Source organism: Nonomuraea helvata (assembly GCF_039535785.1).
In the GTDB taxonomy this organism is placed as follows: Bacteria; Actinomycetota; Actinomycetes; order Streptosporangiales; family Streptosporangiaceae; genus Nonomuraea; species Nonomuraea helvata.
In genome coordinates, this window is record NZ_BAAAXV010000001.1 from 508393 (window position 1) to 531412 (window position 23020).

20 protein-coding genes are annotated in these 23020 nt (G+C 70.8%); 9 read left to right on the plus strand and 11 right to left on the minus strand.

The features are described from left to right. Positions 1-14 precede the first annotated feature (14 nt). Entirely contained in the window at positions 15-1466 is a 1452-nt protein-coding gene (locus tag ABD830_RS02250; protein WP_344984569.1) for an MFS transporter, read from the minus strand. Positions 1467-1556: 90 nt separating this feature from the next. On the opposite strand from ABD830_RS02250, the gene ABD830_RS02255 reads away from it, so the two are divergent. Further along, positions 1557-1997 (plus strand): MarR family winged helix-turn-helix transcriptional regulator, encoded by a 441-nt coding sequence (locus ABD830_RS02255; RefSeq protein ID WP_344984570.1) that lies wholly within the window; start codon positions 1557-1559, stop codon positions 1995-1997. Positions 1998-2017: 20 nt separating this feature from the next. On the opposite strand, the gene ABD830_RS02260 is transcribed toward ABD830_RS02255, so the two are convergent. Beyond that, complete coding sequence (locus ABD830_RS02260) at positions 2018-3070, minus strand: alcohol dehydrogenase catalytic domain-containing protein (RefSeq protein WP_344984571.1); 1053 nt, start codon at positions 3068-3070, stop codon at positions 2018-2020. Then, positions 3067-4269 (minus strand): mandelate racemase/muconate lactonizing enzyme family protein, encoded by a 1203-nt coding sequence (locus ABD830_RS02265; RefSeq protein ID WP_344984572.1) that lies wholly within the window; start codon positions 4267-4269, stop codon positions 3067-3069. Before ABD830_RS02265 ends, ABD830_RS02260 begins: the two co-directional genes overlap by 4 nt. A 115-nt stretch (positions 4270-4384) precedes the next feature. Here ABD830_RS02265 and ABD830_RS02270 point away from each other — a divergent pair, with 115 nt between their 5' ends. The 6 genes from ABD830_RS02270 to ABD830_RS02295 are packed head-to-tail and all read left to right on the plus strand — an operon-like array spanning position 4385 to position 10460. Then, positions 4385-5506 carry a cellulase-like family protein gene (locus ABD830_RS02270; protein ID WP_344984573.1) on the plus strand — a complete coding sequence of 374 codons (1122 nt, stop codon included), beginning with the start codon at positions 4385-4387 and terminating at the stop codon, positions 5504-5506. Positions 5507-5520: 14 nt separating this feature from the next. Continuing rightward, positions 5521-6804: an extracellular solute-binding protein gene (locus ABD830_RS02275; RefSeq protein ID WP_344984575.1), complete on the plus strand. Its 1284-nt coding sequence runs from the start codon at positions 5521-5523 to the stop codon at positions 6802-6804. Then, positions 6801-7670 carry a carbohydrate ABC transporter permease gene (locus tag ABD830_RS02280; RefSeq protein WP_344984576.1) on the plus strand — a complete coding sequence of 290 codons (870 nt, stop codon included), beginning with the start codon at positions 6801-6803 and terminating at the stop codon, positions 7668-7670. Before ABD830_RS02275 ends, ABD830_RS02280 begins: the two co-directional genes overlap by 4 nt. Beyond that, entirely contained in the window at positions 7667-8476 is an 810-nt protein-coding gene (locus ABD830_RS02285) for a carbohydrate ABC transporter permease (RefSeq protein ID WP_344984577.1), read from the plus strand. The genes ABD830_RS02280 and ABD830_RS02285 overlap by 4 nt, the downstream gene beginning before the upstream one ends. Further along, positions 8473-9609, plus strand: coding sequence for an ABC transporter ATP-binding protein (locus ABD830_RS02290; RefSeq protein ID WP_344984578.1), 1137 nt, complete (start codon positions 8473-8475; stop codon positions 9607-9609). The genes ABD830_RS02285 and ABD830_RS02290 overlap by 4 nt, the downstream gene beginning before the upstream one ends. Beyond that, on the plus strand, positions 9606-10460 hold the full coding sequence (locus ABD830_RS02295) for a FadR/GntR family transcriptional regulator (protein WP_344984579.1): 855 nt from the start codon (positions 9606-9608) through the stop codon (positions 10458-10460). The genes ABD830_RS02290 and ABD830_RS02295 overlap by 4 nt, the downstream gene beginning before the upstream one ends. A 47-nt stretch (positions 10461-10507) precedes the next feature. Here the strand turns inward: ABD830_RS02295 and ABD830_RS02300 are convergent, their stop codons facing one another. The 4 genes from ABD830_RS02300 to ABD830_RS02315 all read right to left on the minus strand — a co-directional run bounded on the left by ABD830_RS02300 (position 10508) and on the right by ABD830_RS02315 (position 13795). Next, positions 10508-11320 (minus strand): SDR family NAD(P)-dependent oxidoreductase, encoded by an 813-nt coding sequence (locus ABD830_RS02300; protein WP_344984580.1) that lies wholly within the window; start codon positions 11318-11320, stop codon positions 10508-10510. A 21-nt stretch (positions 11321-11341) separates the two neighbouring features. Continuing rightward, on the minus strand, positions 11342-11941 hold the full coding sequence (locus ABD830_RS02305; protein WP_344984581.1) for a TetR/AcrR family transcriptional regulator: 600 nt from the start codon (positions 11939-11941) through the stop codon (positions 11342-11344). 60 nt (positions 11942-12001) lie between these two features. Then, positions 12002-12292: an antibiotic biosynthesis monooxygenase family protein gene (locus ABD830_RS02310; protein ID WP_344984582.1), complete on the minus strand. Its 291-nt coding sequence runs from the start codon at positions 12290-12292 to the stop codon at positions 12002-12004. A gap of 66 nt (positions 12293-12358) precedes the next feature. Further along, on the minus strand, positions 12359-13795 hold the full coding sequence (locus tag ABD830_RS02315) for an MFS transporter (RefSeq protein ID WP_344984583.1): 1437 nt from the start codon (positions 13793-13795) through the stop codon (positions 12359-12361). 127 nt (positions 13796-13922) lie between these two features. On the opposite strand from ABD830_RS02315, the gene ABD830_RS02320 reads away from it, so the two are divergent. Next, on the plus strand, positions 13923-14897 hold the full coding sequence (locus tag ABD830_RS02320) for an Lrp/AsnC family transcriptional regulator (protein WP_344984584.1): 975 nt from the start codon (positions 13923-13925) through the stop codon (positions 14895-14897). Between the two features lie 14 nt (positions 14898-14911). On the opposite strand, the gene ABD830_RS02325 is transcribed toward ABD830_RS02320, so the two are convergent. The 4 genes from ABD830_RS02325 to ABD830_RS02340 all read right to left on the minus strand — a co-directional run bounded on the left by ABD830_RS02325 (position 14912) and on the right by ABD830_RS02340 (position 18378). Beyond that, positions 14912-15580, minus strand: a complete 669-nt coding sequence (locus ABD830_RS02325) for a class I SAM-dependent methyltransferase (RefSeq protein ID WP_344984585.1) — start codon at positions 15578-15580, stop codon at positions 14912-14914. Positions 15581-15630: 50 nt separating this feature from the next. Next, on the minus strand, positions 15631-16308 hold the full coding sequence (locus tag ABD830_RS02330; protein WP_344984586.1) for a class I SAM-dependent methyltransferase: 678 nt from the start codon (positions 16306-16308) through the stop codon (positions 15631-15633). A gap of 79 nt (positions 16309-16387) precedes the next feature. After that, positions 16388-17305 (minus strand): SPFH domain-containing protein, encoded by a 918-nt coding sequence (locus ABD830_RS02335; protein ID WP_344984587.1) that lies wholly within the window; start codon positions 17303-17305, stop codon positions 16388-16390. A 98-nt stretch (positions 17306-17403) separates the two neighbouring features. Then, entirely contained in the window at positions 17404-18378 is a 975-nt protein-coding gene (locus ABD830_RS02340; RefSeq protein ID WP_344984588.1) for a helix-turn-helix domain-containing protein, read from the minus strand. A 175-nt stretch (positions 18379-18553) separates the two neighbouring features. Here ABD830_RS02340 and ABD830_RS02345 point away from each other — a divergent pair, with 175 nt between their 5' ends. After that, positions 18554-22516, plus strand: a complete 3963-nt coding sequence (locus tag ABD830_RS02345) for a S8 family peptidase (RefSeq protein ID WP_344984589.1) — start codon at positions 18554-18556, stop codon at positions 22514-22516. Positions 22517-23020: the final 504 nt, after the last annotated feature.

The window sequence follows — 23020 nt, forward strand, 5'->3', positions numbered from 1 at the left end:
CGGGCCGGGATGCGCTAGTGTGCGCGGACCTCGCGGTCGGCGTCGGCGGGCCGGTCGGGGGGCGCCGGGTGGGCGGCGGTGCGCCGGCCCGGGATGGCCAGGACGATGAGTGCCGCCACCAGGGCCACGCCGCCGCCGATGATGAAGCCGGCGCGGAAGCCGGCCTCGGACGGCAGCGTCGCGGGACCGAACTTGATCGTCAGGTTGGCCAGCACCGCCCCGAGCACGGCGCTGGCGCAGGACGTGCCGATCGAGCGCATCAGGCTGTTGAGCCCGTTGGCGGCGGCCGTCTCGGTGAGCGGCACGGCGCTCATGATGATGGACGGCATGGCCGCGTACGCGAAGCCGATCCCCGCGGCGACCACCGCGGAGAAGACCAGGACTCCCCACGCGTGGTCCATGAGTCCGAGTGCCATGAGGTAGCCGGCGGCGATGATGACGGTGCCGAGCAGCAGGGACGTCTTGGGTCCCCGCGCCGCGGACAGGCGCGCCGCCACGGGCGAGATCGCCATCATCATGAGCCCGGACGGCGCCATCCACAGGCCGGCCTCGACCATCGAACGTCCCAGGCCGTAGCCGGTGGCCGCGGGCAGCTGCAGCAGCTGGGGCGTGATCAGCGACATCGCGTACATGGCGAAGCCGATGACGATCGAGGCCAGGTTGGTCATCAGCACCTGGCGGCGCACGCTGGTGCGCAGGTCGATCAGCGGCGCGGGCCTGCGCAGCTCCCACCATCCCCACAGCAGCAGGATCACCGCCGCGGCGGCGAACATCCCGAGCGTGGTGCCGCTCGTCCAGCCCCAGTCGCTGCCCTTGGAGATCGGCAGCAGGAGCAGGACCAGGCCGGCCGCCAGCCCCGCCGCCCCGACGAAGTCGAAGCGTCCCGGCGACTTGACCGGCGACTCCGGCACGATCAGCAGGATCAGGACGCTCATCAGCAGGCCGAGCCCGGCCGCGGCCCAGAACAGCGCGTGCCAGCTGACGTACTGGGCGACGAGCGCGGCGGCGGGCAGGCCGAGCGCGCCGCCCACACCGAGCGAGGAGCTCATCAGCCCGATGGCCGAGCCGAGCCGCTCCGGCGGCAGCACGTCACGCATGATGGCGATGCCCAGCGGGATCACGCCCATGCCGAGCCCCTGCAGCGTACGGCCGATCACCATGGGGGCCAGCGAGTTGGCGGGCGCGCACACCAGGGAGCCGGCGGCCAGCAGGAGCGCGCTGACCATCATGACGCGGCGCTTGCCGTACAGGTCACCGAGCCGTCCCGAGACGGGCATCGCCACCGCGCCGGCCAGCAGGGTCGCGGTGATGGCCCAGAAGGCGTCGGCGGGGGTGGTGTGCAGCAGCGTCGGCAGGGTGGCGATGAGCGGGACGATCAGGGTCTGCATCAGCGAGACCGTGATGCCCGCCGCGGCCAGCACACTGATGATCGCTCCGCTGCGCTGGGCGGCGGACGTCGAACTCATGAGTTCTCCGAATCTCGCGTGGATATGCACGATGCATACGGTGTGTATCCTACAGTTCCCTATATAGAGGGATCTTCGAGAAGCGGTGGGGTGGGACTCGTGCGCGAGGAGATCGTTCACATCGAGCGCGAGCTCATGCTCATCGGCCGCTACAAGGAGCTGGCGGCGACGGCCGCGCCTGTCCAGGAACGGCGGCTCGAGCGCGGCAGCAGCTACATCCTGCTCAGCCGGCTCGAGGCCGAGGGACCGATGTCGATCGGCCAGCTCGCGCAGGCCTTCAGCCTCGACACCTCCACCGTCAACCGGCAGACCGCCGTCCTGCTCCGCGAGGGCCTGGCCGAGCGCATCCCCGACCCCGAGGGCGGGATGGCACGCAAGCTCCGCATCACCGACGAGGGCCTGCGCCGGGTCGCCGGGGAACGCGAGTACCGGCTCAACGGCCTGGCCACGGTCCTGAAGGACTGGTCCCCGGAGGAGCTGGCCTCTTTCGCCGAAGGCCTGGCGCACTTCAACGCCAGCATCGAGCACTAGAGGCGGGCGGGGCGGTCCCGTCAGTCGCGCACGCCCGCCACCTCGACGATGGTCTTCAGCAGGTCCCGCGGCGGGTCGGCCAGCCCACGCCGTACGGCTTCCGCCAGCGGGACCGTCTGCACCGGCAGCTGATCCACGCGGACGTGCCCGCCGTGCAGCAGGGCGACCGCCCCGCGCACGTCGGTGTCCCACCGGTGCGAGGCCGACCCGAGGACGCGCTTCTCCCCCAGCACCACGTCCAGCGCGGGAAGGGCGGCCGGTTCCGGCGTCACGCCGAGCAGGACGGTGGTGCCGCCGCGCCGGCAGAGCGACACCGCGCCCGTGACAGCGGAGGCCGTCCCCGCGCTCTCCACGACGACGTCGGCGCCACGCCCGCCGGTCAGCTCGCGCACGGCGGCGTCCGCGGCGTCGCCGGGAGAAGCGGCGACGAGCCCGCATGAGCCGGCCAGCGCTCGGCGGCCCGGATCCGGGTCGACCGCGACGATCGCCGCCGCGCCGCGGCACCTGGCCACCTGGGCGACCAGCAGCCCGATCGTGCCGGCCCCCACGACCGCGACCACGGCGCCGGACACGTCACCGGCCTTGTCGAGCGCGCGTACGGCGACCGCCGCGGGCTCGGCGAAGACGGCGACCTCGGCGGGGAGGCCGCCGGGCAGGGGAACGCAGCGATCGGCCGGCGCCACCAGGTACTCCGCCAGCCCGCCGTCGTCCTGCAGCCCGAGCGCCGCCCCGCGCTCGCACAGCGGGTACTCCCCTCGAGCGCACCACCAGCACCGGCCGCAGCCCAGCACGACGTCGGGCACGACCGGGGTGCCGGATGCGAGGGTGACGCCCGCGCCGGGGTCCACCACCACGCCGACGATCTCGTGCCCGAGGGTGAGCGGCGCCGCCCGGCCGGTCAGCGGGTGCGGCGACACGGGCACCACGATCGGGCCCGAGTGGTACTCCTCCACGTCGCTGCCGCAGATGCCGCAGAGCGTGACCGCGATCAGCACCTCGCCGGGGCCGGGCCTGGGCACCTCGACGTCGTCCAGCCGGACGTCGCCGCGCCCGTACCAGCGCAGTGCCTTCATGCCCGCGTCCCGGTCAGCCGCGTCGTCACGCCTGGACGCCCGGTGAGGCCCTCGGCGAGCTCGACGCCCAGCCCCGGCCGCCCGTTCAGGCTCACCCGGCCGTTCTCCACCGGCGGCAGGCCGGTCGCCAGCTCCTCGTACCACGTGTGGCGGAACGCGCGCACGCTCTCTTGCACCAGCGCGTTGGGCTGGCTCAGGGCGAGGTGGACGCAGGCCGCGAACGAGACGGGCCCGGTGCAGTCGTGCGGCGCGAACGGCAGGTCGTACGAGTCGGCGAGTGCGGCGATCTTGCGGGCCTCGGTCAGCCCGCCCGTCCAGCCGATGTCGACGATCGCGACGCGGATCGCCGAGCGCTCCAGCAGCGCGCGGAACGAGCGCTGCCCGGTCAGCGTCTCGCCGGTGGCGAGCGGCACGGATGTCGCGGACTGCAGCGTGGCGAAGGAGGTGTGGCTGTCGGACCGCAACGGGTCCTCGACCCAGTAGGGGGCGAAGCGCTCGAGCTCTCCGACCAGGCCGAGCGCGGCGTGCAGGCTCCAGAGCCCGTGCAGCTCGACCATGACGTCCATCTCGGGGACGGCGTTCTTGATCTCGTCGAGCACTCGCAGGCCGGCACGTAAGTCGTCCCGCTCCAGCCGCATGCCGCCGGTGCGCTCGGCCGCTTCGTCGAACGGCCACACCTTCATGGCGCGCAGCCCCTCGTCCCACAGGTCCTTGGCCAGTTCGCCCGGCCGTTCGAGGAAGCCGCGCAGGTCCTCGTACCCCGACGTCTCCGCCAGACCCCAGTTGGACACGGCCTGGCGCGGCTCGTTCTTGACGTACGAGGGCCCCGCGCAGGTGTTGTAGACCGGCAGGCTGTCCTGGTAGGGCCCGCCGAGCAGGGTGGCCACCGGCTGGCCCGCGGCCTTGCCGAGCAGGTCCCACACCGCCATGTCGATCGCCCCGTTGCCGCGGGTCTCCACGCCGCTGCCCTGGAAGCCCACGTGCCCGGTGAGCAGCCGGCGCAGCCGCTCCGGGCTGGGCAGCGGCGCGCCCACCAGCTGCGGCGCGACGGTCTCGTGCAGGTACGCCTCGACCGCCTCGGCCCCGAAGAACGACTCACCGAGGCCGGTCCGGCCGTCCTCGGTGTGCAGCCGTACCAGGAGCACGTTGGGCTGAATCGGGCATCGGATGGTTTCCAGGCCGGCGGCTCGGATGCTCATGATTCGAGGACCATATCTGGTCAGACCAGCAACCTACAAGACCTTGACAAGGACATATTCACCAGGGAAGCTCGGGCAATCTGGTAAGACCAACGTCGGGACGGATGTTGAGACTATGACGTTGACCCACAGCCCCTTAGCGATCACCATGTGGGACTTCTCCTGGCTGGAGCGGCGCTGGGACGGCGCCGGCTACCAGGACTGGGACCGCGCGCTCGGCGAGCTGGTCGAGCGGGGCTACGACGCGGTGCGCATCGACGCCTTCCCCCATCTGGTCGCGGCCGGCCCGGAACGGACGTGGCGACTGCTGCCCGTATGGCACTTCGAGGCGTGGGGGGCCACCGAGCCGGTCTCCGTACGCGTGCTGCCCGAGCTGCTGGAGTTCATCCAGGCGTGTGCGGCCCGGGGACTGCGGGTGGCGCTGTCCTCCTGGTTCAGGAAGGACGAGCTCGACACCCGCTCGCGGATCCGGACCGCGGCCGACCTGGCCCGCATCTGGGACGTCACGCTCTCGGCGATCGAGCGAGCCGGCCTCGGCGACTCGATCTACTTCGTCGACCTGGTGAACGAGTGGCCGCTCGCCATGTGGGCGCCGTTCCTGTACGGCAACGACCCGGACGCCGAGACGCTCTCGCGCGGCCACGAGGTCGTGCGGAGCTGGACCCGCGAGGCCATCGGCACCCTGCGGGCGGCCCATCCTCAGTACCGCTACACGCTGTCCGTCTGCACCGAGACCACCGGAGCCGACGGCGAGGACCTGTCCGAGCTGGATCTGCTCGAGCCGCACGTGTGGATGACCCCCCAAGCCACCACCGACTTCTACGCCCGGATCGGCTACGACCTGCACCACTCGCAGTTCGACCCGCGCGCCTACGAGCCGCTGTCAGGCCCGGCCGAGCGCCTGTACCGGGCGGAGCCCGAGCAGTGGTCCGCCGTCCTGACGGAGCACATCGGGAAGGTCGCCGAGTGGTCGCGATCGGCCGGCAAGCCGCTGGTGACCACCGAGTGCTGGGGGATCGTCAACTACAAGGACGGCCCCGGCCGCGACTGGGGCTGGGTCAAGGAGCTGTGCGAGATCGGGGTACGCGCCGCGCTCGCCACCGGCCGCTGGGAGGCGCTGGCCACCAGCAACTTCTGCGGCCCCCAGTTCACCGGCATGTGGCGCGACATCGCCTGGCACCGCCGCATGACCGACGCCATCCACGCGGGGGTAACCGAGTTCGCGCCCGTCTCCTGAGAGGAACCGGACACATGACTGCAATCCCCCGCCGAGACCTTCTGCGCGGCGCCGCCCTGCTGGGGCTGGCGAGCCCGCTGGCCGCCTGCGGATCGGGCGGCGAGCCGGTCGGCTCCAAGGAGGCCGGGCCGCAGGGCCCGGTCATCGCCTGGATGCACCATGAGGAGGCGAACGACAAGTATTTCAACGCCAAGATCGCCGAGTATCAGCGCCAGTTCCCGAAGGTGACGATCAAACCGCTGTACGTCCCGATCGCCAACCTCGACACCAAGCTCTCCACCGCGTTCACCACGGGCTCGCCGCCAGACCTCATCAAGGTCGGCGCCTGGACCCTCGCGGAGCGGGCCTCGAAGGGACAGGTCGCGCCGCTGCCGCCGGCGGAGTTCGGGGCGGGCTCCCTCGACGAGCTCAAGAGCAGGTTCGACACCAACGCCTTCGCCGCCCTGACCTACAAGGACCAGGTCTACGGAGTTCCGATCGACTTCAACTCGGTCCACCTGTGGTACCGCCGCGACCGCTTCGAACAGGCCGGGCTCGACCCCGACAAGCCCCCGGCCACCTGGGAGGAGGTCGAGGAGTACGGCCGCAAGCTCACCACGGGCTCCCAGGTCGGCCTCCAGTGGCAGCTCGCCGACAACATCTGGGCGATGCTGAACTTCATCCCGCTGATCAACGGCCTGGGCGGGCGGATCGTCGACGAGACCTCGGGACGTGGCGGCCTGAACACCCCGGAGGGCATCCAGGCCCTGGAGTACTACGGCCGCCAGGGCAACCCGAGGCTGAGCGACCCGGTCGGCGCGTTCGGCCTGTTCGCCAAGGGCACCTCGGCCATGCTGGTGTCCGGCCGGTTCACCTCCAGCCTCATCCCGGAGCTCAATCCCAAGGCCAAGCTGGGCGAGACCTTCGACAGCGCCGTGGTGCCCTCCTGGGCGGGCAAGGAGAAGGTGGCCTCCGGCTACTCGTGGGGATGGATGGTCGCCAAAAAGGCGAAAAATCCGTACACGGCTTGGCATTTCGTCAACTGGTTGTCCAGCTCCGCCAACGTCGATCAGCAGCTCGCCACCACCGGCCTGGTCACACCGACGGCCGGCTGGCAGAAGCTGCCCAGCGCCCGTGACCAGGCCAGCCAGCAGCTGGAGGAGCAGCTCGCGTACACCGACTTCGGCCCGGTGCTGCCGCAGTGGACCGAGACGATCAAGGCGCTGCTCGACGCGCTCGAGTCCGTGATCCACAAGCAGCGGCCGGCCAGGGACGCCGCGGCCGCCTTCGACGCCGCCGTGGGGCGGATACTCAAATGACTCGCACTGGGGCCCGCACCATGGCCGGGAGCGAGGCCCGCGCGGGCGCGGGCCTCGCCGCCCCGGCGATCGTGTACTTCGTCCTGTTCTGGGCGCTGCCCGCGCTGGCCGCGCTCTACCTGAGCTTCACCTCGTACGACCTGTCGGGCACCCCGCAGTGGGTGGGCATGGAGAACTACCGCCAGATGTGGGCGAACGACGAGTTCTGGGCCAGCGTGCGGGTGACCCTGCTCTACACGGTCTTCGCCGTGGGCCCGACGATCATGATCGCCCTGGTCGTGGCCGTGCCGCTGGCCAAGCCAGGGCGGCTCCGCGCCTGGCTGCGCGCCCTCGTCTTCATCCCCGCGGTGATGCCGCTGGTCGGCGCCACGGTGCTGTGGCAGGTCATCTACTCGACCGGCGGTCTCGCCGACACCCTGGCCGGGGCCCACCCGTGGCTCACCGACTCCGGCTACGCCATCTGGGCGCTGCTCGTGATGGTCATCTGGAAGTACGTCGGCCTCTACGTGATCATCTTCGTGGCCGGGCTGCAGGCTCTGCCGGCGAACGTGTTCGAGGCCGCGGCCATCGACGGCGCCCGCGCGCTGCGTACGTTCTTCCTCGTCACCGTGCCGCTGCTGCGCCGCACGTTCACCTTCGTGATCGTGGTGGCCGTCACCGGGGCCATGCAGTCCTTCGTCCCCGCCTACCTGCTGACCAAGGGCGGGCCGGTCAACGCCACCCAGGTGCTGCCCCTCTACCTGTACAACAACGCGTTCTCCTACTCCCGGTTCGGCTACGCGTCGGCGATCGCGATCGTCCTGCTGGTGGCGCTGCTGGTCTTCGCCTTCACCCAGTTCAAGCTGATCAGGAGTGACGAGGAATGAGAATCAGCCGCGCGCTCACCACCGTGGCCCTCATCGGCTTCGTGGCGCTGATGTTGCTGCCGCTCTACTCCATGATCGTGCTCGCGTCGGCGCCGGACGACAGCGACCTGTCCGGGCTGCGTCTCCACGGGTTCGCGCTGTTCGACAACATCGGCCAGATCATGACCGACGGCCGGTTCCCGCGCTACCTGCTGAACAGCATCCTGATCGCCTCCGCGGTCTCGGTGCTCGACGTGGCGATCTCGGCCGCCGCCGGGTACGCGCTGGCCCGGCTGCGCTTCCTCGGCAGGGCAGCCCTGCTCAACCTGGTGGTCATCGCGCTGTCCCTCACCCCGGCGGTCGTCATGATCCCGGTGTTCGTGGCGCTCAGCGAGATCGGCTGGCTCAACAGCTATCAGGGCCTCATCGCGCCGTTCCTGGCCAGCGCGCTCGGTGTCTTCCTGGTCCGCCAGTTCGCGCTGGGCATCCCGGCGCAGATGCTGCACGCCGCGCGCGTGGACGGCGCGGGCGAGCTGCGCATCTTCTTCCTCATCGCGGTCCCGCTGCTGCGCCCCGCCCTGCTCACCGTGCTGCTGCTGCAGTTCCTGGCGCAGTGGGACAACCTGATCTGGCCGCTGATCGCCGCCAGCGAGCAGGAGCTGTGGACGTTGCCGCTCGCGCTGTCGTCGTTCGAGGGCGAGCACGGGATCGTCTACCACCTGCAGACCGCGGCCGCGCTGCTGTCGATCCTGCCGCCGCTGGCCCTGTTCGCTCTGCTGCAGCGCTACTACGTCTCGGGCCTCACCCTCGGAGGAATCAAGCGATGACCGACGGCATCCGCATCGAGCGGGTCACCAAGCGTTACGGCAGCCAGGTGCTGTTCACCGACATCGACCTGCACGTGCGCGACGGGGAGTTCCTGGTGATCGTCGGCCCGTCCGGGTGCGGGAAGTCCACGCTGATGCGCATCGTCGCCGGGATCGAGCCGGTCAGCGCCGGGCGGGTGACGGTCGGCGGCCGTGACGTCACCCACGCCCACCCGGGCGACCGCGGAATCGGCATGGTGTTCCAGGACTACGCCCTCTACCCGCACCTCAGCGTCGAGGGCAACCTGGCGTTCGGGCTTCGCGCCCACCGCGTGCCGAAGGACGTCATCCGGCAGCGGATCGCCGACACCAGCCGCGCGCTCGGGCTCGCCGACCAGCTCAGGAAGAAGCCGGGACAGCTCTCCGGCGGCCAGCGCCAGCGGGTCGCGCTGGGCCGGGCCATGATCCGGGAGCCGGCCGCGTACCTCATGGACGAGCCGCTGTCCAACCTGGACGCGGCGCTGCGCGTGCAGATGCGTGCCGAGCTGATCGAGTTCCACCGCCGCACCGAGGGGACCGTCCTGTACGTGACCCATGACCAGGTCGAGGCCATGACCATGGGTCACCGGGTCGCGGTGCTCAATGAGGGTGAGTTCGCGCAGATCGGCACCCCGGCCGAGATCTACGAGCAGCCGGCCGACGAGTTCGTCGCCACGTTCCTCGGCAGCCCGCGGATGAACCTGCTCGACGCCACCGCGCGTGCGGACGCGGACCGGTTCGAGCTGTCCAGCGGCGACGTGCGCTGGCTGCTGCCGCGCGAGGTGTTGCCGGACGACCTGCCCGAGTCGGTGCGGATCGGCTTCAGGCCCGAGTCTGTACGTGTGCGTGCCGACGCCGCATCGCCGTCCTTCGAGCTCGAGGCGACGGTGTCGTACGGGGAGAATCTCGGCAACGAGCGCATACTCCATCTCCGCGACCGCAGCGGACGGGCGCTCGTCGCCCGCGTCCCGCCGCGGACCGGGCCGCGGGACGGGGAGCACGCGACCTTCCACGTGCCGCTCACCGATCTCCATCTCTTCGGGCCGGACGGGCGGGCGTGCTGGCACGGCACCGGGCTCGTCACCGGCGACGAGCCGCTACCGTGGTCGGCATGACCGCTGATGGCGGGAAGAAGCCGTCGCCCGAGAGCATGACCGCCGATGCCGGGAAGAGACCGTCACCCGAGAGCATGACCGCGGAGACTGGTAAGACCACGCCGGGAGCGTTGATCGCCGTCCTGGAGAACCGGATCCTGATGGGCCACTGGGCCGCCGGCGTGCGGCTGCCATCCGAGCGCGACCTGGCGACCGAGTTCGCGGTCAGCCGCCCGGTCATCAGGGAGGTGCTCCGGGCTCTGCAGGAGCGGGGGCTGATCGAGGTCTCGCCGCAGCGCGGCAGCTTCGTGCGCCGCTACACGGCGGAGAATTTGATGCGGCCGATGTACCTCGCGGCCCGCGCCGCCGGTGTGACCGCCCGACAGCTCATGCGGGCGCGCGTCATGCTGGAGACCGAGGCCGCGGGCCTGGCCGCCGTCAACGCCACCAAGCGGGACCGCACCGATCTGCTCCGCGTCCACCAGCTCTTCGCCCTGTCGGGCGACGTGCACGCCAGGGCGCGGGTGGACCTCACCTTCCACGAGACCATCGCCAGGGCCTCGGGCAACCCGGTCATCCACATGATGTTCACCTCGATCCAAGACCTCACGTACGGGCTGATGCTGCGCAGCCTCAGCGACCGCGAGGTGCGGGAGGCCGGCGAGCCCCTGCACACCGTGATCCTGGAGCACATCCTCGACCGCGACCCCGACGGGGCGCGCGAGGCGATGCGACGCCACCTCGGCCTCGCCGAGGAGTTCTACGGGCCCGATATGGACGCCAACCTCGCCGAGGTCATCGAGCACCGGCTCGCCTCGCCCGCCACGCCGTCCGCCGACGACCTCATGGCGGATCTGCGCTCCCCCTCGTGATGCCGCACGGCCCTGCTCGGGGCCGGTCGGCACCAGCATGACGGCGGTCAGCCGGCGGCGCGGGAGGTGTCCTCCCAGTCGGCCCAGGTCTGCAGCCGCTGGGCGTACACGCCCTTGGCGATGTCGAAGGCGGTGCCCGACAGCAGCAGGCGCAGCGGCGGCTCGGCGGCGTCGGCGGCGGCGAGCACGGCCGGGACGGTGACATCCGGCCCCGGCGCGGTCATGCCGGCGCGCGCCCTGGCCCTGGCCTCGCGGATGGGCTCGTAGACGGGGTTGGGCTCGGAGCGGACGGCCGAGTCGCCGGCCCAGTCGGTGGCGTACCCGCCCGGCTCGATGATGGTCACCTTGATCCCGGCGGGGGCGACCTCCTGGGCGAGCGATTCGGAGAAGGCCTCCAGCGCCCACTTGGAGGCGTGGTAGATGCCCAGCCCGGCGAACGCGGCGACGCCGCCGATGCTGGAGACCTGCATGATGTGCCCGCCACCCTGCTCGCGCAGCAGCGGGATGGCCGCCTGGGTGACCCACAGCGCGCCGAACACGTTGGTCTCGAGCTGGGCGCGGGCCTCGGCCTCGGTGAGCTCCTCGACCATGCCGAAGTGGCCGTAGCCCGCGTTGTTGACGACGACGTCCAGGCGGCCGAAGTGGTCGTGGGCCTGCCGTACGGCGGCGAAGGCGGCCTCGCGGTCGGTGACGTCCAGGGCGATCGGCAGGATCGCCTCGCCGTGCTTCTCGACGAGGTCCTTGAGGGTCGCGGTGTCACGGGCCGTGGCGGCGACCTTGTCGCCGCGCTCCAGCGCGGCGATGGCCCAGCTGCGGCCGAAGCCGCGCGAGGTGCCGGTGATGAACCAGACCTTGCTCATGGTGAATTGTCCTTCTGATGATCAGTGGGATTGGTCCGGGGCCAGTCCTCGGCCGGCCCGGTCGAAGCATTCGCGGGCGAGCTGCATGAACCGCTCGAATCCGTCCTCGGGCGACCAGGCGCCGTACGCGGTCCTCAGCACGGCGAGCGCGGTGTTGGTCTGCAGGGCGGCCTGCATCTCCGCGCCGGGCGGCGTACGGGAGGCGACCCACTCGCCAAGCTCGGCGTGGAACCGGTCGGAGTAGTCACGCTTGGACTCCGCCAGGGCCGGCGAGGCGGCCTTGAGCCGCTTCTGCACCGCCAGGCGGTCGGCCAGCAGCGACATGTAACCCAGCTGGATCTCCTGCAGCGAGACCCACAGCGGCTCGTCGTCCGGCCGGTCGTTCATGAGCTTGCGCCACGCGTCCGTCTCCATGGGGTCGGGGTCGAACACGGTGGCTTCCTTGGTGACGAAGTAGTTGAAGAAGGTGCTGCGCGAGACGTTGGCCGCGGCGGCGATGTCGTCGACGTTGACCGCCTCGTAGCCCCGCTCGTTGATCAGCCTTAGCGCGGCGGCCCTGATGGACCGCCAGGTCTCCAGCTTCTTGCGCTCGCGCAGCCCCAGCTTCTGTTCCTCGGTCACACCTTGACCATAGAACAAACTTGGACGGAGTTCAACTTTAACCACCGTCCAAGTCAGCCCTCACCACACCTCAAGCGTGCCCAGTTCGTCGCTGACGAGTTCGCCGAGCGTGGCGAAGAAGGCGGCGATGCCAGGAAGATTGGCGCCCTTGGCGCGCGAGGCGGCGAAGTCCTCCGGGGATCGCCACTCCACCACGTCCAGCCATTCGTCGCCGGGCAACCGCACCAACCGGGCATCCAGGAAGCCCTCCCGGTCAGCGCGGAAATCCGCCACCATCCCGGGCCGGGCGGCCAACATCTCATCGACCTTGTCCGGCGCCACCCTGAACCGGGTCAACTCCACCGCGGTCATCTCTACCTCCATTGCCTCGCGCTCCAACACGGGCAACCATATAGTCACCAATTAATACAGTCAAATCTAGTGACTATCCCTGACGTTCATAAGAGCCGCCGTGACGGCGGTGGCGACGATGAGGGCCGCGGCGGTCCAGAACGCCACCTCGGCCCCGTCGAGGGCCGCCACCCCCGGCGTGATGCCCGCACGACTGAAGAAGTGCAAGAACGCCGTGCCGAGCAGAGCGGTGCCGAGCGTGCCGCCGAACTGCTGCACGGCGTTGAGCAGACCCGCTGCCGAGCCTGTCTCGTGAAGGCGGACCCGCGACAGGGCCGTGGTGAAGAACGGGACGGTGAACAGCCCGTTCCCGAGCCCGCCCAGCGCCAGCGCAACCGGCAGGCCCCAGCCGTGGGAGCCGGTACGGGCGGCGTGGTAGGCGGCGATGGCGCAGATCACCCCGGCCAGCAGGGCGGCCAGTCCCGCGAACATGACCCTGGCTCCGTACCTGGGGAACAGGCGGGTGCCGCAGACCCAGGAGCCGGCGGCCATCGCGGCCGACCACGGCAGCAGGGTCAGGCCCGCCGCGAGGACGTCGGCGCCCAGGCCGAGCTGCACCTGCAGGACGATCACCACCGTCAGGCCGTTCATCGCCGCGAAGAAGAGCGTGGAGGTCGCCAGCGCGGCGGGAAAGGCCCGGCCGCGGAACAGGCTCGGCTCGATCAGCGCACTGCGGCCCCGGCCGGCACGGCGGCGCTGCTGGTGGCCGAACGCCACCAGGGCCACGACGCCGGCGCCCAGCGCGGCCCAGCTCCAGGCCGGCCAGCCGGCCGTGTTGCCCTGGATGAGGGGGTAGACGACCAGGCCGGTCCCGAGCATGGCCAGGGCGGTGCCGCTCAGGTCCAGGCGTACCGGCCGGGACGATCTGCTCTCCCGCAGCGCCGGAACGACGGCCAGGACGACGGCGGCGAGCGGGACGTTGACCAGGAACGCCGCCCGCCACGACGCGCCGAACAGGTCGGCGTGGGTGAGCACCGCCCCCAGCACCGGCCCGCAGATGGCGGCCAGGCCCATCACCGGCCCTATGCTGCCCATCGCCTTGGCCAGCTCGGCCCCGTCGAACATGGACCGGATCAGTCCGATGGTCTGCGGAATGATCAGCGCGGCCGCGGCGCCCTGGATCGCGCGCGTGCCGATCAGCATCCCCGGCCCGGTGGCGCACGCGCACGCCACGGATGCCAGCGCGAAGGCCGCGACTCCCGCCGCGAACATCCGCCTGCGACCGGCCAGGTCCCCGAGACGCCCGCCGGGGATCAGCAGGACGGCGAACGGAAGCGTGTAGGCGGCGCTGAACCACTGGATATCGGATCCGGCGCCGCCGAAATCGTTGTGGATCACCGGTGCGGCCACCGTCACGATCGTGGCGTCCAGCAGGTTCATCGCCTCGGCGATCAACAGCGCGACCAGGGCGAGCCACCGCCACCGATACGCCACCGCGGTCGCGGCTGCCTCTTGTACGAGCATCGCTGACTCCTTTGCCGGCTCGTGTTTTCAGGCAGCAGCGTGCGGCCGGGAGGCACCGGCGTTCCAGCCACCGGGCTCTGTTGGAGGATTTCTTCCATCGGAGCCCGTCAGACGAGAGAATGCGACCATGCTCGATGATCTGGACCGGGGTCTGGTCCATGCCCTGCACATCGACGGGCGGGCCCCGTTCAGCCGGATCGCGGAGGTGCTCGGCGTGTCCACGCAGACCGTGGCGCGCCGCTACCGGCGGCTGCGCGCCGAGGCCGGGCTGCGCGTCGTCGGCCTCCCCGCACAGGACCACACCGGCCAGGCGCAATGGGCGGTCCGGCTCACCGCCGCACCCGCCGCCGCGCAGACACTGGCCCACGCGCTGGCCCGGCGGCCCGACACCTCCTGGGTCAAGCTGGCCTCCGGAGGCACGGAGATCTTCGCGATCGTCCAGGCGCCGCACGACAGCCGGCCGTCACGGTCGCTGCTGCTGCACGACATCCCCCGTACGTCCGGGATCACCGCGGTCTCCGCGCAGCTGCTGCTCCACACGTACCTGGGTGGACCGACCGCGTGGCACGGACGCCTCCAGGCACTCGACGAGCGGCAGAGAGAGCAGCTGGCCCCACAGGCTCACACCGCGGCCGGCCCCACCTCACTCACCGCCGCGGACCACGGCCTCATCGACGCCCTGCGCCACGACGGCCGGGCCGGCTACGCCGAGCTGGCCGCCGCGACCGGCTGGTCCCAGGCCACCGTGGCCCGCCGCCTGGCCGACCTGCGCGCCCGGGAGCTGGTCTTCTTCGACGTGGAGGTCCACGTCGCCGCGTACGGCGTCACCACCCAGGCCCTGCTGTGGATGACCGTCGCACCGGCGCACCTCGACGAGGTCGCGACCGCCCTCGCCACCCACCACGAGCTCGCCGTCGTCGCCGCCACGACCGGCCAGACCAACCTGCTCGCCAACGCGCTCTGCTCCACCCCCGCCGGCCTGCACCGCTATCTCACCCGCCGGCTCGGCGCGCTGGACCGGATCAGCGCCCTGGAGACCGCGCCCGTCCTGCACACCCTCAAGGCGGCCGGCCACTCGCCCCGGCACCCCACGCCGTACTGAGGCCCCGGCTGCTTTCAGTCGCGGCGGAACGCCCGTACGGCCAGCACGAACGGAATCGGCCGGCGCTCGGGCTGGGGCTCGTACACGCGCTCGATGGCCAGCCCCGCGTCGATGAAGGCGTTGATCAGGTCGGCCAGCGGCACATGACTCATCCCGACCCGGTCCCGGACCCCGCCCTTGCGCCACCACGGCGAGCTCTTGTGCCAGCCCTTGATCCGGTACGTGGGGTGGATGATCACCGCCTCGTCCGCGCGGGTCTCGATGTGCGGGCCGTTGAAGCACGGGTGCACGCCGTAGAACAGCAGCAGCCCGCCCGGGCGCAGGACTCGCGCCGCCTCCTTCAGCAGCCCGGCGAAGTCGCCGATGTCGGTGGAGATCCAGAGCGCGGTGACGGCGTCGAACGTGGCGCCGGCGAAGGGCAACTCCGTCGCGTCGCCCTGGAGGAGGGGGGCGCCGTCCCTGCTGCGGGCGAGACGCAGCTGGTCGCCGGAGCGGTCCAGGCCGACCACGGTCCGGCCGGTGGCGCGGATGGCCTCGAGGTAGAGGCCGGTGCCGCAGCCCAGGTCCAGACAGAGCCCTTCTCCGGCGCCGAGAAGGTCGCCCAGGTCGGCGATGGTGGCGCCGGCGTTGGACCCGATGTACTCGTCGTACCACTCGGCCTGGCCGTCATACCGTGCGGTCATGATCTATTCATACCCGCTGATTCCGCGGCGTGAGGCGCCGCTGTCCGGATCTAGACAGGAACCGCCAGCACCCAGGTGCGGTCCTCGGTGACGAAGCGCTCCAGCCTCAGCCCCTCGGCGGCCAGGTCGGCTGACAGGTCGTCGTCGGTGAGCCGTTTGGAGGCGAACGACTGCGTCCACACCTTGTCGTCACCGTACGTGTAGCGCATCGTGGCGTGGAAGAGGCCGGGGGCGACCTCGTCCACGGCCGCCATCGTGATCGTGATGTCGCCGTCCTGCCTGCCCCTGCCCACCTGCCACCGGTCGTGCGCCTCGGCGGGCATCCACTGGATCAGCACCGCGCCGCCGGGCCTGACGTGCCGCGCGCAGGCCGCGATCAGCTCGCGCCTGGCCGCGTCGTCCACCGTGTTGACGAGCTGGGAGGCCAGCGTGACCGTGTCGAACCGCCGGTCCAGCCGGAGCTCCTGCACCCGCGCCAGGACCGTCGTGGCCCCGCGCACGTGGGCGAGCATCTCGGCGGACTCGTCCACGGCCACGACCTCGAAGCCGAGCCCGATGAGCGGGTGCGTCACCCTGCCGACGCCCGCGCCCAGCTCCAGCACGGATCCGCCGGGCGGTGTCACCTGGGCGACGATCTCGGCCTCGCGGCCGGGGCTCAGGAGCGTGTAGAACTCGACCGGGGATCCGTCGGGGGTGATGGGGCCGGGGCCCGTGCCGGAATTTTCCATGATCCGAAGCTACCTCGCGGCAGCCGGGGCCGTGCTGCCCGAGGGTTCCCGATCAGCGCCCATAGGCACGATCCGTCGTCTATGTGGTACGTGATACGCCGCTCTTCACCGCCGGCCCCGCGGCGGCACGCTCGAAGGACGGCTTCGGCGGGGCCAGCTCAGGCGCGCCCGAGTCCGTCACGGCCGGCCGCTCCTCCGGCTTCCGCTCCGAGGGACCGGCGGCCTGCTCACCGGCCTGGGCGGCCCCTCCTGAACGTTCGAAGAAGCGCAGCAGCTCCACGGGCAGCGGCATGACCAGCGTGGACGTCTTCTCCGCCGCCACCTCCACCACGGTCTGCAGCAGGCGCAGCTGGAGCGCGCCAGGAGTCTCGGTCATGATGGCCGAGGCGTCGGCGAGCTTCCGCGCCGCCTGGAACTCTCCCTCCGCGGTGATCACCCGGGCCCTGCGCTCCCGTTCGGCCTCGGCCTGGCGGGCGATGGATCGCTTCATGGGGTCGGGAAGATGGACATCCTTGATCTCCACGCGGTCGATGTGGATGCCCCAGCCCAGCGCGGGGCTGTCGATCATCAGGGCCAGGCCCCTGTTCAGCTCCTCGCGGTTGGAGAGCAGGTCGTCCAGATCGCTCTTGCCGATGATCGAGCGCAGTGAGGTCTGCGCCACCTGTTCGATCGCGAACAGATAGTTCTGCACCGCGATGGCCGCCCGCAGCGGCTCCTCGACCCGGAAGTAGGCGACGGCGTCGACCTGTACGGAGACGTTGTCGCGGGTGATGCCCTCCTGCGTGGGCACCGGCATAGTGATGATCTGCACGTTCACCTTCTTCATCCGGTCCACGACCGGGATGAGGAAGGTGAGCCCTGGCTGACGGATCTCCCGCTGGACCTTGCCGAAGCGGAAGACCACGCCACGTTCGACCTGGTTGACGACCCTGACGCTGGCGACCGCCAGCCAGATGGTGATCAAGACGATCAGTCCGAGCACGATATTGATGATCATGGTCTTGTCCCTCCATTCAAGGCTAGATCCGGGTCCGCACGGGCGTCGGTAAGGAACTGGTCAAGTCCTGACCAGCAGGCGGGCGGCTTCCCATCTGTCTAGATCCAGCCGCGTTCCCGGGCGGCCAACCCCGCCTGGAAGCGGGTGACGGCGTTCAGGTCGTGCATGACGGCGTGGATGCGGCGCTGCACCGTACGCAGCCCGAGCCCCAGCGCCCGCGCGATTGCCTCGTCCGTCAGGCCGCCCGCGAGCAGCACCAGCAGATCCCTGGTCAGCTCGTCGGGCTCATCGGGGGCGGCGGCGGGCCGGGCTGCCGCGCGTAACGGGAACCCCCGCCGCCACTCCAGCTCGAACAGCGCGATCAGCGCGTCGAGCAGGGCGGACTGGTGCAGGATGAACGCCGCGTCGATGGAGTACGCCCCGTTGCGAATGGGGATCAGCGCGAGCGAGTCGTCGGCGATCCACATCTTGGCCGCCGCCCCGGCGACCACGCGGGCCTTCTCGCCGCGTGCCATGGCGTCCTGGATGAGCCGCATCTTGCCGGGGATCGCCAGGGACTCGAGGTCGTACACGCTGCGGTAGTCGATGCCCGACTTGAGCATCCGCCGCTCGCGCTCGACGTTGTCGGCGTGACCGTGCATGACGTACGGGGGCTTGTCGATGTTGCGGAACATGGTCTGCGCGCTGTCCTGCAGCGCGTACGCCCTGCTGATGATGTTGTCCGTCCCCGTGACGACCTCGACCTGCTCGGCCGGATGCGTCGCGTAGCGGGAGGCCAGGTGGAACGACGTGGTGAGCTCGTGGATCGCCTGCCGCACCTGGTGGAGCTCCTCCTCCTGGCGGGTGAGCAGCGGCCTGATGGCGATGTCGGGGGCGACGGCGACGTAACGGGCGCGGCGGCCCGGCAGCCTGCTGGCCAGTCCGCGCCGCGCGAAGGCCGCGAGCGTGCGGGCCGCCAGGAGCGCGGAGACGCCGCAGTGCGTGGCGAGTTCGGCGGCGGACGAGCGCGGGTTCTCGACGAGCGTCGCATACAGACGGCTCTCGGCCGGTGACAGGCCGATCGCTTCGAGCATCGGCGACAGCCTTTCTCCCGGTGACGGGGATGGCGGGTTACCGCCACCTGGCGGGTTTTGGCCCGTTCGGCGGACTTGTGCCCTGACTCAATCCCAGATTAGGTCAGCGAGGAAACGATCTCATCGCGCGCGCGACGATGACGGGCGTTTCCCCTGTCTGAAGAAAGGTGTGTGCATGCTGTCCACCCCCCGGCGCCGCAGACTGGTCGCGTTATTCGCGGCCGTGCTCGCCGTACCGCTCGCCGCGGTCCCAGAAGCGGCCACAGCGACGACCACGGTGACGGCCGCGACGACGACGGCCACCAAGGCGAACGCGCCGGTAACCGGTACTCCGCCGGTCAGGATCACGCTGATCACCGGGGACACCGTCACGTACGCGAAGGACGGCGCGGGCCGCGCGTCGGTCACCCTGGAGCCCGGCGACGGCCGGGAGGCGCGGACGTACCAGGCCGAGCAGGACGAGCACGGCTACTACGTGATCCCCGCTGACGCCGGGCCTTACGTCAGCAAGGGCCTGCTGGACAAGGAGCTGTTCAACGTCGACTACCTGGCGGCCAACGGGTACGGCGACGCCAAGGCCGCGCAGATCCCGCTCATCGTCCAGTACCAGTCCCAGACCAAGGCCGCCGACCTGGCGGGCAAGGCCAGGTCGCTGAAGGGCGGCGCGGAGCCGACGGTGCTGGAGAGCATCGACGGCGCCGCGATCAAGGTGGACAAGAAGCAGGCCGGCACGTTCTGGCAGTCACTCGGCGGAGGCCGGCAGAGCGCCAAGGCGCTGACGGGCGACGTGCGCAAGGTGTGGCTCGACGGCAAGGTCAAGGCGCTCGACGACGTCAGCAACCCGCAGGTCGGCGCCCCCACGGCCTGGGCTGCCGGGTACGACGGCACGGGCGCCACGGTGGGCGTCATCGACACCGGCATCGACAGCGCGCACCCCGACCTGCAGGGCAGGGTCACCGCGGCCCGTAACTTCGTCCCGGCGGGCAGCCCGGGCGGCGGCAACCCCGACGAGGTCACCGACCGCGTCGGTCACGGCACCCACGTGGCCTCCACCATCGCGGGCAGCGGCGCCGCCTCGAACGGCAAGTACAAGGGCGTCGCCCCCGGCGCCCGGCTGACCATCGCCAAGGCGCTGGACGACACGGGCAGCGGCAGCAACTCCGAGATCATCGCGGCGATGCAGTGGCAGGCGGCCACCGAGCACGCCCGGGTGGTCAACATGAGCCTGGGCAGCAGCACCCCGACCGACGGCACCGACCCGCTGAGCCAGGCGGCCAACGAGCTGACCGCCGCCTACGGCACGCTCTTCGTGGTCGCGGCGGGCAACGCGGGCCCCGGCCGGTACACCGTCGCCTCCCCCGGCGCGGCTACCTCGGCGCTCACCGTCGGCGCGGTCGACTCGTCCGACAAGATCGCTTCGTTCTCCAGCCGCGGCCCGCGCCTGAGCGACGACTTCGCGATCAAGCCGGAGATCACCGCGCCCGGCGTGAACATCATCGCGGCCCGCGCGGCGGGCACCTCCCTGGGAGCCGGCAGCAGCGTCCCGGGCGGCGGACCGATCGACGACCACTACACCGCGGCGTCCGGCACCTCGATGGCCACGCCGCACGTGGCGGCCGCCGCGGGCATCCTCGCCGCACAGCACCCCGACTGGACGCCCGAGCAGCTCAAGACCGCGCTGACGGGCACCGCGCAGCCGGGCGACGCCGCGGCCTACGACCAGGGCGCGGGCCGTCTCGACATCGGGCGGGCCGTCACCCAGCAGGTCTTCGCCGACCTGGCGACGGTGTACGCGGGGTTCAGCGACCCGTACACCGGCCAGACGCTGGCCAGGAAGGTGACCTTCCGCAACACCGGCAAGGAGCCCGTCACGCTGGCCCTGTCCTTGACGCTGAAGCGCGGCGACGCCCAGCCGCCGGCGGGGATGGCCACGCTCACCCCGTCGTCGCTGACGGTCCCCGCGGGCGGCACGGCGAGCGCCGACCTCACCATCGAGCCCACGCTCGGCGACCCCGGCTGGTACGAGGGCCGCGTAACGGCCACCGCGGGCACGGCCCGGCTGACGGCGCCCATCGCCCTGCACAAGGGGGCCAAGATGGACACCGTGCGCGTCAGGCTCATCGGCAAGCCGGAATGGACCATCAATCCGGGCATCCTGTCCTCCGTCCGGGTCAGCGACACCGACTCGCTCCTCGAGGGCGAGCCGATGGCCGTGTCCACCGAGAACTGGCGGACCACTGACACGCCCGGCACGCTGGAGACCGAGCTCAAGCTCGCCCACGGCGGCGTCTACTCCATCGGCGACATGCCCTGGTGGTTCACCAAGCCCGACCGGCAGATCCAGGACGCCCTGCTGCTCGCCCCCGAGATCAAGCTCGACGGCGACACCACGGTGACCTTGGACGCGACCGATGTCGAGCCGATCCAGGTGAGCACGCCGCGCAGGTCGGAGCCGGTGTTCATGAACGTGATGACCGCCCGCACGACCGCCTCGGGCCGGCTGTACGCCGGCGCGTCGCTGCTCAGCTACGAGCCGGTCAACACGGGCAGATACTGGGTCTCACGGGTGCGGAAGGCGCCCACGGTGGGCACCTCCACGATGCTGTTCGACCAGATCCGCCGCGCGCCCGAGGTCGAGCTGACCGTGCCGGGGCTCCAGCTCAACCCCCACTACGTCAGCGATCACGACCCGCTGGTGCCGAAGTTCACCGCCGACAGGCGCCTGAGCCTGACCACGGGCGACGACATGCGTGGCGGCGCGGACACGCGTGGCAAGCTCGTCTACCTCCCGGCCAGGGACTCGCTCCAGCTCTTCCTGGCCGACATGGAGCTGGCCATCAAGGCCGGAGCCGCGGGCGTGGTCACCAGTGACCGGTTCGCCTGGCTGCTCAGCGACTCGCACTACACGGCACAGAACAAGATCCCAGTGCTGTGGATCGACAGCGGCGAGGCCGACCTGCTCGGCAAGGCCCTGGCCCGCAAGCCGTACCCGAGCGCCGCTCTGCACGCTACGCCTGACACCCCGTTCGAGTACAAGCTGGCCTATTACGTGAAGGGCACCACGGCGGGCCGCCTGAACTTCGCTCCGAAGGCCCGCGACCTCACCGAGATCGACACCACCTACCACGCGCAGTTCCCGCCGGAGGCGGGCACGTGGGGGCCGAAGACGAACTTCACCGAGGTCAACCACACCTACACGAACGAGCAGCGCCTCAGTGTCCGCGGTTCGCACGGCTTCGCCGGGCCCGTGGCGAGGACCGAGTACTACAACTCGCCCGGCCGGGACGTGCTGTGGGAGCGCGAGTACGTGTTCCTCGACCCCGCCACCTACGGCTCGCGCTACGCGACCTCCTCCCGGAGGTTCACCCGCGCCACCCACGAGCGGGAGGACTGGAACGAGGCCATCGTGCCCGCGCAGCTGACGACCGGCTCGGTCCTGCCGGACTGGTTCAGCCCGACCCTCTACTGCGACGGCTGCCGCCAGGGTGACCGGCTGCGGCTGCGCGCGCTCAGCCCGGTCGGCTTCGGGTACTACTCCGACGCCTCCGACCCGAGCCACGTGTACCAGGGCGCCCCGGGGACCGAGGAGATCCGCCTGTTCAGCGGCTCCGCCGAGGTCAAGCCGGAGTACGACGACCTGGGCGTGCCCTACTACACCGTCCCCGCCGGGTCGGGCACGTACCGGCTGACGGACTCGTGGAAGGACGCGTTCCCCGGGAAGCACTCCGGCTCCAGCGTCGAGACCGCCTGGACGTTCCGCTCTGCCCGCCCGACGGGCGACAATTCCCCTTACGCCTGCCTGGACACCGTGCTGTGGGAGGACAAGCAGCCCTGCGCCCAGGTACCGCTGATCCGGCCGAGGTACGAGCTCGGACTGCCGGAGAACGACACGGTCCAGGGCGGCAGGCCGTTCGCCTTCACCGTCGACCTCGAGGGCGGCAGGTCTCCGTCGCTCCGGGGCGTCTGGATCTCGGGTGACAAGGGCGCGCACTGGACGCAGGCCGCCGTGCTGCCCGGCGGCAAGGTGCTCGTGCTCAACCCCAAGGGCCCGGGCAGCATCTCGATCAAGGTCGAGGCGAAGGACAGGGACGGCAACTCCGTCCAGCAGACCTTCTCCGACGCCTATCTCGTGAAGTGACCGCCGAAGCGGGGGCAGGACACCCTGCCCCCGCTTCGCGGGTGAGCGGATGTAAATTTCACCTCTACATCCGAAACTTTCGGCGCATCCGGTTCTGCTCTTTACCTGCATAACCTGCGGAAATCAGCTAAGAGCCGACCGTCAAGGGCGACGAATATTTCGGAGCAATATTGACTCCTTTCGGGGGGTTTTCCAGACTTGGCCCTCCTGGAAAAGGAGGTCACGTTGGGCAGGCTGCACCTCCCTGCCGTCATCGCTGCCCGCCTCCGGATCGCTCCCGGAGCTGCCCGATCCGTTCAAGGCATGGGACGGCACCACGCTGACCGTGACCGTGCAGGCCAACGGCCGCTCAGCCGCGTTCGACGCGACCCTGCGGCTGTCCGCCGGCGGCTCGGCGATCAACGGCTGGACGGTCACCTGGAGCTGGCCAGGATCTCAGAGCATCACCAGCGATAACAGCTTGCTGGGCCCGTCATGCCCCATTGCTCAGGGCGTACCCGACGA

Excerpts from the sequence above, each read along its gene's own strand:
- ABD830_RS02310 (WP_344984582.1), bottom strand. The coding sequence starts at position 12,292 with ATGACCGCGGTGGAGTTGACCCGGTTCAGGGTGGCGCCGGACAAGGTC.
- ABD830_RS02340 (WP_344984588.1), bottom strand. The coding sequence starts at position 18,378 with ATGCTCGAAGCGATCGGCCTGTCACCGGCCGAGAGCCGTCTGTATGCG.
- ABD830_RS02330 (WP_344984586.1), bottom strand. The coding sequence starts at position 16,308 with ATGGAAAATTCCGGCACGGGCCCCGGCCCCATCACCCCCGACGGATCC.
- ABD830_RS02300 (WP_344984580.1), bottom strand. The coding sequence starts at position 11,320 with ATGAGCAAGGTCTGGTTCATCACCGGCACCTCGCGCGGCTTCGGCCGC.
- ABD830_RS02280 (WP_344984576.1), top strand. The coding sequence starts at position 6,801 with ATGACTCGCACTGGGGCCCGCACCATGGCCGGGAGCGAGGCCCGCGCG.
- ABD830_RS02260 (WP_344984571.1), bottom strand. The coding sequence starts at position 3,070 with ATGAAGGCACTGCGCTGGTACGGGCGCGGCGACGTCCGGCTGGACGAC.
- ABD830_RS02315 (WP_344984583.1), bottom strand. The coding sequence starts at position 13,795 with ATGCTCGTACAAGAGGCAGCCGCGACCGCGGTGGCGTATCGGTGGCGG.
- ABD830_RS02335 (WP_344984587.1), bottom strand. The coding sequence starts at position 17,305 with ATGATCATCAATATCGTGCTCGGACTGATCGTCTTGATCACCATCTGG.
- ABD830_RS02345 (WP_344984589.1), top strand. The coding sequence starts at position 18,554 with ATGCTGTCCACCCCCCGGCGCCGCAGACTGGTCGCGTTATTCGCGGCC.
- ABD830_RS02250 (WP_344984569.1), bottom strand. The coding sequence starts at position 1,466 with ATGAGTTCGACGTCCGCCGCCCAGCGCAGCGGAGCGATCATCAGTGTG.
- ABD830_RS02270 (WP_344984573.1), top strand. The coding sequence starts at position 4,385 with ATGACGTTGACCCACAGCCCCTTAGCGATCACCATGTGGGACTTCTCC.
- ABD830_RS02275 (WP_344984575.1), top strand. The coding sequence starts at position 5,521 with ATGACTGCAATCCCCCGCCGAGACCTTCTGCGCGGCGCCGCCCTGCTG.
- ABD830_RS02320 (WP_344984584.1), top strand. The coding sequence starts at position 13,923 with ATGCTCGATGATCTGGACCGGGGTCTGGTCCATGCCCTGCACATCGAC.
- ABD830_RS02285 (WP_344984577.1), top strand. The coding sequence starts at position 7,667 with ATGAGAATCAGCCGCGCGCTCACCACCGTGGCCCTCATCGGCTTCGTG.
- ABD830_RS02325 (WP_344984585.1), bottom strand. The coding sequence starts at position 15,580 with ATGACCGCACGGTATGACGGCCAGGCCGAGTGGTACGACGAGTACATC.
- ABD830_RS02290 (WP_344984578.1), top strand. The coding sequence starts at position 8,473 with ATGACCGACGGCATCCGCATCGAGCGGGTCACCAAGCGTTACGGCAGC.
- ABD830_RS02295 (WP_344984579.1), top strand. The coding sequence starts at position 9,606 with ATGACCGCTGATGGCGGGAAGAAGCCGTCGCCCGAGAGCATGACCGCC.
- ABD830_RS02265 (WP_344984572.1), bottom strand. The coding sequence starts at position 4,269 with ATGAGCATCCGAGCCGCCGGCCTGGAAACCATCCGATGCCCGATTCAG.